The organism is Nonomuraea aridisoli, assembly GCF_003236395.1.
GTDB lineage: Bacteria > Actinomycetota > Actinomycetes > Streptosporangiales > Streptosporangiaceae > Nonomuraea > Nonomuraea aridisoli.
On record NZ_POUD01000005.1, the window covers coordinates 80981 to 89364 of the forward strand.

Here is an 8384-nt window from a genome sequence, read left to right on the forward strand (position 1 = left end):
CGCCTGGCTGATGATCGCCTTCCCTCTCGTGGGGGCGTTCATCCTGCTGGTGTTCAACCGCTTCACCAACCGGTGGGGCCACCTGCTGGGCGTGGCCATGTCCCTCGCCTCGTTCGTGGTGGCAGTGCTGGCGTTCGTCGAGCTGCTCGGCTTCGGGCCGGAGGAGCGCCGCCGGGCCGTGCACCTGTACGAGTTCATCCCCGGCATGGTCGACATGGGGCTGCTGATCGACCCGCTGTCGATCAGCTTCGCGCTGCTGATCACGGGTGTCGGATCGCTGATCCACATCTACTCGATCGGCTACATGTCCCACGACGAGCACCGGCGCAGGTTCTTCTCCTACCTGAACCTGTTCGTGGCCGCGATGCTCCTGCTCGTGCTCGCCGACAACTACGTGGGCCTGTTCATCGGCTGGGAGGGCGTCGGTCTGGCGTCGTACCTGCTGATCGGGTTCTGGCAGTTCAAGCCGTCGGCGGCGACCGCGGCGAAGAAGGCGTTCGTCGTCAACCGCGTCGGTGACTTCGGGCTGCTCGTCGGCATGTTCGTCATCTGGACGACGTTCGGCACGCTGACCTTCAAGGGACTCGGCGAGCAGATCGCGCCCGGCACCCAGAACGGCACCATGCTGGCCATCGGCCTGCTGCTGCTCCTCGGCGCCTGCGGCAAGTCGGCGCAGCTGCCGCTGCAGTCCTGGCTCCTCGACGCCATGGAGGGCCCGACCCCGGTCTCGGCCCTCATCCACGCCGCGACCATGGTCACCGCCGGCGTCTACCTGGTGGTCCGCTCGGGGGCGTTCTTCTTCCCCGAGGGCTCGGGGGCGGCGCTCGCCGTCGCCATCGTCGGCGCGGTCACGCTGCTCGCCGGTGCGATCATCGGTTGCGCGAAGGACGACATCAAGAAGGGCCTGGCCGGCTCGACGATGTCGCAGATCGGCTACATGATGCTCGGCGCGGGCCTCGGCCCGGCGGGCTACGCCTTCGCGATCGGCCACCTGATCACGCACGGCTTCTTCAAGGCCGACATGTTCCTCGGCGCCGGCTCGGTCATGCACGGCATGAACGACGAAGTGGACATGAGGAAGTACGGCGCCCTGCGCAAGGTCATGCCGATCACGTTCGTCACGTTCTTCATCGGCTACCTGGCGATCATCGGGTTCCCGCTGCTGTCCGGTTACTTCACCAAGGACGGCATCATCGAGACCGCGGTCCACCACCAGCCGATCCTGGGCTGGCTGGCCGTGCTCGGCGCGGGCATCACCGGCTTCTACATGTCCCGGATGATCTTCATGACCTTCTTCGGCGAGAAGCGCTGGGCCGACGACGCCCACCCGCACGAGTCGCCGCTGGTCATGACCGTGCCGCTGATGATCCTCTCGCTCGGCTCGATCTTCCTGGGCGGTTACCTCATCCTGAGCAACCGGCTCCTGGACTGGCTCACCCCTGCGGTGGGCGCGCCGGCGGAGCGGCCGGAGTTCCACTTCACCAGCGTGCCCGGCCTCGCGACCCTCGCGCTCGTCGCGGTGGGCGCGATCATCGCCTGGATGAAGTACGGCAGGGTCCCGGTGCCCGCGGTGCAGCCGCGCGGCTCCTTCCTCACCACCTTCGCCCGGCGCGACCTGTACGGTGACGCGCTCAACGAGTCGCTCTTCATGCGTCCCGGTCAGTGGCTGACCCGTCTCGCGGTGTTCTTCGACAACCGCGGCATCGACGGGGTGGTCAACGGCCTGGCGGCGGGCATCGGCGGCAGCTCCGGGCGCCTGCGGCGGATCCAGACGGGCTTCGCCAGAACGTACGCGCTGTCCATCCTGATCGGTGCCGCGCTGCTCACCGGCGCCCTGCTCTTCGTTGGGAACATCTGATGTCACCCTGGCTTCCGATACTCATGGCGGTGCCCGTGGTGGGCGCCATCGTGGTGGCCCTGCTTCCCAAGGGCAGTGACAAGCTGGCCAAGCAGGTCACCCTGCTGGTCTCGCTGCTGGTGCTGGTCCTGACGGGCGTCATGGCCGCCGGGTTCGACCCGTCGGGCGACCGCTTCCAGTTCGTCGCCGAGTACAACTGGATCCCGAGCTTCGGCGTGAAGTTCGGGGTCGGCGTCGACGGCGTCGCGCTCGTGCTCATCGCCCTGTCGGTGGTGCTGGTGCCGCTCGTGGTGCTGGCCTCCTGGCACGACGCCGACGGCGTCAAGACGGCCGACGGCACGCTGATCACGCCGAAGCGGTCGGTGAAGACGTACTTCGCGCTGCTGCTGGTGCTGGAGACGATGATGATCGGCGTCTTCGCGGCGACCGACATCTTCCTCTTCTACGTCTTCTTCGAAGCCATGCTGATCCCGATGTACTTCATGATCGGGTCGTACGGCGGGGCCCAGCGGTCGTACGCGGCCGTGAAGTTCCTGCTCTACTCGCTCTTCGGCGGCCTGCTCATGCTGGTCGCGGTCATCGGCCTCTACGTGGTCGCGGGCAAGCAGACGTTCATGTTCCCCGAGCTCGTCGGCGCCATCCAGGACCCGACGATGCAGAAGTGGCTCTTCGGCGGCTTCTTCATCGCGTTCGCGATCAAGGCGCCGCTCTGGCCGGTGCACACCTGGCTGCCCGACGCGGCGGCCCAGGCCCCGGCCGGCGCCGCGGTGCTGCTCGTGGGCGTGCTCGACAAGGTCGGCACGTTCGGCATGCTCCGCTTCTGCCTGGAGCTCTTCCCCGACGCCGCCAAGGCGTTCACGATGCCGATCGTCGTGCTGGCGGTCATCAGCATCGTCTACGGCGCCATCGTGGCCATCGGGCAGACCGACATGAAGCGGCTCATCGCCTACACGTCGATCTCCCACTTCGGCTTCATCGTGCTCGGCGTGTTCGCCATGTCGTCCGTCGCGCAGTCCGGCGCGGCCCTCTACATGGTCAACCACGGCTTCGCCACCGGCGCGCTGTTCCTGGCCGCGGGCTTCCTCATCGCCCGCCGCGGCTCGCCGTACATCGGCGACTACGGCGGCGTGCAGAAGGTCGCCCCGGTGCTCGCGGGCTTCTTCCTGATCGCGGGCCTGGCCGGTCTGTCGCTGCCGGGTCTGTCGTCGTTCGTCAGCGAGTTCATGGTGATGATCGGCACGTACTCGAGCCAGGCGCACGGCTCCGGCGCGCTCACGGTGGCGGCGATCATCTCCGCGGTGGCCGTCATCCTCGCGGCGGTCTACATCCTGTGGATGGTCCAGCGGACCATGAACGGGCCGACGGCCGAGCCGGTCAAGGCCTTCAAAGACCTGAGCGCGCGTGAGGTGTGGGTGCTGGCCCCGCTGGTCGCGCTGATCATCGGCTTCGGCTTCTTCCCCAAGCCGCTGCTCGACGTGATCAACCCGTCAGTGCAACAGACGCTGACCAACGTGCAGGTTCCCACCTCCACCATCGCTGAAGGGACAGGTCAGTGAACGGGGACTTCCAAGCGCCGACGATCGAGTACGGCACGCTCGCGCCGTTGCTGGTGGTCTTCGGCGCTGCCATCATCGGCGTGCTGGTCGAGGCGTTCGCGCCGCGTTACCTGCGCAAGCCGATCCACGTGCCGCTCACCCTGCTGAGCCTGGCGGGCGCCTTCGCGCTGGTCCTCGTGCAGGTGATGGGCGGTCAGGTGCCCACCACGGCCTCCGCGATGGGCGCGCTGGCCGTCGACGGGCCCTCGCTGTTCATCTGGGGCGTCATCCTCGTCCTGTCGTTCGTCTGCGTGCTGCTGATCAACGACGAGGGGCACTTCGTGGCCTCCGCCGCGGCCGTGCCGGGCAGCGCCGACGAGGAGGAGGCCGAGGCCCACTCGGGCGGCGTCGGCCACACCGAGGTCTACCCGCTGGTCCTGTTCGCCGTGGGCGGCATGCTGCTCTTCCCGGCCTCGCACGACCTGCTCATGATGTTCGTGGCCCTCGAGGTCATGTCGCTGCCTCTCTACCTGCTGTGCGGCCTGGCCCGCCGGCGCCGCCTGCTGTCGCAGGAGGCGTCGATGAAGTACTTCCTGCTGGGCGCCTTCTCCTCGGCGTTCTTCCTGTACGGCACCGCCATGATCTACGGCTTCGCGGGCACCGTCTCGCTGCCGGGCATCAACCGGGCCATGGCGGCGGGCAACACGCTCGACCCGCTGCTGCTGATCGGCTTCTCGCTGCTCGGCGTGGGCCTGCTGTTCAAGATCGGCGCGGCGCCGTTCCAGGCGTGGAAGCCGGACGTCTACCAGGGCGCCCCGACGCCCATCACGGCCCTCATGGCCTCGGGCACCCTCGTCGCGGCCTTCGGGGCCGTTCTGCGGGTGTTCTGGGTGGGTCTGGGCAACCTTGACTGGAACTGGCGTCCGGTCATCTGGGTCGTGGCCGCGCTCACCATGATCGTCGGCTCGATCCTGGCCATCACGCAGACCGAGATCAAGCGCATGCTGGCGTACTCGTCCATCGCGCACGCGGGCTTCCTGCTCGTCGGCGTCATGGCCACGTACGGCTCGGCCGAGCGCAACGCCGACTCCCTGAAGGCGATCCTGTTCTACCTCGCGGTGTACGGTGTCACCACCGTCGGCGCGTTCGCGGTCGTCACGCTCATCCGTGACCCGGGTGGCGAGGCCGGTCACCTGTCGCGCTGGGCGGGTCTCGGAAAGCGCGCGCCGCTGCTCGCCGGCGTGTTCGCGTTCTTCCTGCTCGCCTTCGCGGGCATCCCGCTGACCAGCGGCTTCTTCGGCAAGTACGCCGTGTTCGCGGCCGCTCTCGACAGCGGCACGCAGCCCGGCGACTCGATGGGCGGCTGGATGGCCGGCCTGGTCGTCGTGGGCGTGGTGGCCTCCGCGATCGCCGCGTTCTTCTACGTCCGCGTGATCGTGCTGATGTTCTTCAGCGACCCGGCGGCCGACGGCCCGGCCATCGCGGTGCCCAGTATGGGGACCGTGGCGGTGATCGCGGTTTCCCTGCTGGTTACCGTAGGGGTGGGGCTCTACCCGGAGTCCGTGCTCGGTATCGCCAACCAGGCAGCTAGCAGCCTGTTCATCAGATAAGGGGTTCTCGATATGTCCGCGCCTCCCGTGGTTGACCTTCCCATCGAGGACGAGCGGTTGGCGCTGGACGTGGCCAACGGACTGGCCGCGGTCGAGAAGCTCCTGCGCTCGTCGGTGGAGACGGAGGACGCCTTCGTCACGGAAGTGTCCAAGCACCTCATCGAAGCCGGCGGCAAGCGGTTCCGCACCTTGATGGTGCTGCTCGCGGCGCAGTTCGGAGACCCGTCGGCGCCGGGCGTCGTGCCCGGCGCCGTGGTCATCGAGCTGACCCACCTCGGTTCGCTCTACCACGACGACGTCATGGACGAGGCCGACGTGCGCCGCGGCTCCCCGTCCGCGAACGCCCGGTGGGACAACACCGTGGCGATCCTCACCGGCGACTACCTGTTCGCCCAGGCATCGGACCTCCTCGCCGACCTCGGCCCCGAGCTGATCCGCATCCAGGCGCAGACGTTCTCCCGCCTGGTGCAGGGGCAGATCCGCGAGACGGTCGGGCCGCGCGCGGGCGAGGACCCCATCGCCCACTACCTGTCCGTGCTCTCCGACAAGACCGGCTCGCTCATCGCCGCCTCCGGCCGCTTCGGCGCCCTGCTCGCCGGCGCCCCGGCCGACGTGGAGGAGCGCCTCAGCCGCGCGTGCGAGGCGATCGGCGTAGCGTGGCAGCTCGGCGACGACCTGCTCGACGTCGCCTCCTCCGGCGCCCAGTCCGGCAAGACGCCCGGCACCGACCTGCGGGAGGGCATCAAGACCCTCCCCGTCCTGTACGCGCTCGCCGCCGGCGACTCGCCGCGGCTGACCGAGCTGCTGTCGGGCCCCGTGGCCGAGAAGCACGTCGAGGAGGCGCTCACCCTGCTGCGCGCCCACCCGGCGATGGCCAGGGCCCGCGCGGAGCTGGACGCCTGGGTGGACCGGGCTCGTACCGACATCTCCGGCCTGCCCGACATCCCGGCCAGGAGCGCTTTTCTCGCGCTATGTGACTACGTGGTCGAGCGCAGCGGCTGACCTGCGGTTCCGGGCGGCCGTCCGCGCTGCCCGGAGGCTGTCGTACGTGAAGAAGGCCAGGCCCAGCCAGACGATCGAGAACCCGATCCACCGGCTGGGCGGCATGACCTCCCTGAAGACCAGCACGCCCGCGGCGAACTGCAGGATCGGCGCGATGTACTGCAGCAGCCCCATCGTGCTCAGCGGCACCCGGATGGCCGCGGCGCCGAAGCAGGCCAGCGGCACCGCCGTGATGAGCCCGGCGCCCACCAGCAGCACCGCGTGCCAGCCGCCCTCCTGGCCGAACGTGCCCGCGCCCGTGCCGTGCAGGAACAGCAGGTAGCCCACGGCCGGCAGGAGCAGCACCAGGGTCTCGACGGCGAGGCTCTCCGTGGCCTGCACGTTCGCCCGCTTCTTCACCAGGCCGTACAGACCGAAGCTGAACGCCAGCGTCAGCGCCATCCAGGGCGGGCGGCCGTAGTCGACGGCCAGCACGAGCACCGCGAGCGCCCCGAACCCGACCGCCGCCCACTGCAGCGGACGCAGCCGCTCGCGCAGCAGCACCACCCCGAACAGGACGTTCACCAGCGGGTTGATGAAGTAGCCGAGGGCGCTTTCGACGACGTGGCCGGTGTTGACCGCGTAGATGTAGGTGCCCCAGTTGATCGTGACGATCACGGCGGCCAGCGTGAGGAGGGCCAGCTTGCGCGGCTGCCCGAGCAGCTCCTTGATCCAGGACCAGTGCCTGCGCACGGCGAGGGCGGCGAGGACCACGACAAGGGACCAGGCCATGCGGTGGGCGAGGATCTCGATCGCGCCCGAGGGCTTGAGGAGGGGCCAGTAGAGGGGGAAGAGCCCCCACATCGTGTAGGCGGCGATCCCGTAGAGCACACCGCGCCGGTGGTCAGGCATGTAGCCCATTTTCAGGCATTACCACCTTTAAATACAAATTTCGATGTCTGTACGGAAATGTGTAGACACGCTTAAGTGTTGACCGGTGTGTAGCCTGGCTGGAGAGCTCTGGAGGTAGCGCTATGGGCTGGATGTTCGGCAACAAGACGTCGATGGTGCGCCCGGAGGACGCCCTTCCGGGCCGAGCGGAGACCATGCCCGTGCCGGCCCGCCACGCGGTCCTGGACGCGCCGCTCGCCCCGCCCTACCCGGAGGGCCTGGAGGTCGCCGACTTCGGCCTCGGCTGCTTCTGGGGCGCGGAGCGCGTGTTCTGGCGGACGCCCGGGGTGTTCACCACCGCCGTCGGCTACCAGGGCGGCCACACGCCCAACCCGACGTACGAAGAGGTCTGCACCGGCCGGACCGGGCACGCCGAGGTCGTCCGGGTGGTCTTCGACCCGGCGAAGGTGTCGTACGAGGAGCTGCTGAAGGTCTTCTGGGAGGCCCATGACCCGACGCAGGGCATGCGCCAGGGCAACGACGTCGGCACCCAGTATCGCTCGGCGATCTACCACCACTCGCCGGAGCAGCAGAAGGCCGCTGAGGCGTCGCGCGACGCGTACCAGCGGGTCCTGGACCAGGCCGGCTACGGCCGGATCAGCACCGAGATCACCTCAGCCGGCCCCTTCTACTACGCCGAGGAATACCACCAGCAGTACCTGTACAAGGTCCCGAACGGCTACTGCGGCATCGGTGGCACGGGCGTCGCCTGCCCGGTCGGCCTGACGTCCGGAGAGGCCTGACGTCGCTGCGACGAAGGTGTCCCAGCCTGGGGGCGCCTTCGTCTCATAGACTGCGTGTATGAGCGTGCTGCGCGAAGAACTTCACCACCTGGTGGACCAACTGCCTGAGGAGAAGGTCGCACGGCTGCTTCGTCTTGTGCGGGACCAGCTCGATGAGCCGCAGGTGACTCGTGACCTGCCTTTCATCGGAATGTTGGAGGCGGAGCCTGATTTCGCGGAACGGTCCGAGGAGATCTTGCGGTCGGAGGACAATCACTCCTTGTGATCGTTCTTGACACAGGCCCGTTGGTCGCGGCTCTCAACAACCGAGACAAGCACCACGATGCGTGTGCCCGCCTCTTGCGGACTCATCAAGGTCCGTTGCTCGTCCCGTCTACGGTCGTCACCGAGGTATGCCAGCTCGTTGAGAAACGGCAAGGCAGCAAGGCGGAAGCGGCGTTCCTTCGGCCCTTCGGATCAGGGCTGGCGCTGGTCGATCTGACCTCCTGGGACCTAGCCCGTATGAGCCGCCTGGTTGAGACGTACGCAAGCCTTCCTCTGGGGGCGGTCGATGCCTCAGTGATCGCGATTGCTGAGCGACTAGTGGGCTGACCACGAACGTTCACCGGTTTTGATCATGCGGCTTCGTCGCGGGGACGGCCCCAACGATGCTGGCGTTCGCTGCGGATGCGGGCGCGTTCACGGCGTTGAGCGGCCAGCACATCGG

At 68.2% G+C, this 8384-nt stretch carries 8 protein-coding genes; 7 read left to right on the forward strand and 1 reads right to left on the reverse strand.

Going from position 1 to position 8384, the window contains the following annotated elements:
• Positions 1–10: 10 nt before the first annotated feature.
• From nuoL to C1J01_RS02625, 4 genes are read left to right on the forward strand one after another with little or no spacing between them, the layout of a single operon-like run.
• Positions 11–1858 carry an NADH-quinone oxidoreductase subunit L gene (gene nuoL, locus C1J01_RS02610; RefSeq protein ID WP_181448537.1) on the forward strand — a complete coding sequence of 616 codons (1848 nt, stop codon included), beginning with the start codon at positions 11–13 and terminating at the stop codon, positions 1856–1858.
• Positions 1858–3414: an NADH-quinone oxidoreductase subunit M gene (locus C1J01_RS02615; protein ID WP_111175535.1), complete on the forward strand. Its 1557-nt coding sequence runs from the start codon at positions 1858–1860 to the stop codon at positions 3412–3414. Before nuoL ends, C1J01_RS02615 begins: the two co-directional genes overlap by 1 nt.
• Complete coding sequence (gene nuoN / locus C1J01_RS02620) at positions 3411–5003, forward strand: NADH-quinone oxidoreductase subunit NuoN (RefSeq protein ID WP_111175537.1); 1593 nt, start codon at positions 3411–3413, stop codon at positions 5001–5003. The genes C1J01_RS02615 and nuoN overlap by 4 nt, the downstream gene beginning before the upstream one ends.
• A gap of 12 nt (positions 5004–5015) precedes the next feature.
• Positions 5016–6005 (forward strand): polyprenyl synthetase family protein, encoded by a 990-nt coding sequence (locus C1J01_RS02625; protein WP_111175539.1) that lies wholly within the window; start codon positions 5016–5018, stop codon positions 6003–6005.
• On the opposite strand, the gene rarD is transcribed toward C1J01_RS02625, so the two are convergent.
• Complete coding sequence (gene rarD / locus C1J01_RS02630) at positions 5973–6896, reverse strand: EamA family transporter RarD (RefSeq protein WP_111175565.1); 924 nt, start codon at positions 6894–6896, stop codon at positions 5973–5975. The genes C1J01_RS02625 and rarD overlap by 33 nt on opposite strands.
• A gap of 131 nt (positions 6897–7027) precedes the next feature.
• Between rarD and msrA the strand changes: the two genes are divergently transcribed.
• From msrA to C1J01_RS02645, 3 genes are read left to right on the forward strand one after another with little or no spacing between them, the layout of a single operon-like run.
• Positions 7028–7678 carry a peptide-methionine (S)-S-oxide reductase MsrA gene (msrA, locus tag C1J01_RS02635; protein WP_111175567.1) on the forward strand — a complete coding sequence of 217 codons (651 nt, stop codon included), beginning with the start codon at positions 7028–7030 and terminating at the stop codon, positions 7676–7678.
• Positions 7679–7736: 58 nt separating this feature from the next.
• Entirely contained in the window at positions 7737–7943 is a 207-nt protein-coding gene (locus C1J01_RS02640; RefSeq protein WP_111175541.1) for a hypothetical protein, read from the forward strand.
• On the forward strand, positions 7940–8269 hold the full coding sequence (locus C1J01_RS02645) for a type II toxin-antitoxin system VapC family toxin (protein WP_111175543.1): 330 nt from the start codon (positions 7940–7942) through the stop codon (positions 8267–8269). Before C1J01_RS02640 ends, C1J01_RS02645 begins: the two co-directional genes overlap by 4 nt.
• The last annotated feature ends 115 nt before the right edge of the window (positions 8270–8384 follow it).

What these genes read in the sequence shown, in the direction of transcription:
- nuoL (WP_181448537.1), top strand. Translation starts at nt 11, where the DNA reads ATGATCGCCTTCCCTCTCGTGGGGGCGTTCATCCTGCTGGTGTTCAAC.
- C1J01_RS02615 (WP_111175535.1), top strand. Translation starts at nt 1,858, where the DNA reads ATGTCACCCTGGCTTCCGATACTCATGGCGGTGCCCGTGGTGGGCGCC.
- C1J01_RS02625 (WP_111175539.1), top strand. Translation starts at nt 5,016, where the DNA reads ATGTCCGCGCCTCCCGTGGTTGACCTTCCCATCGAGGACGAGCGGTTG.
- rarD (WP_111175565.1), bottom strand. Translation starts at nt 6,896, where the DNA reads ATGCCTGACCACCGGCGCGGTGTGCTCTACGGGATCGCCGCCTACACG.
- msrA (WP_111175567.1), top strand. Translation starts at nt 7,028, where the DNA reads ATGTTCGGCAACAAGACGTCGATGGTGCGCCCGGAGGACGCCCTTCCG.
- C1J01_RS02640 (WP_111175541.1), top strand. Translation starts at nt 7,737, where the DNA reads ATGAGCGTGCTGCGCGAAGAACTTCACCACCTGGTGGACCAACTGCCT.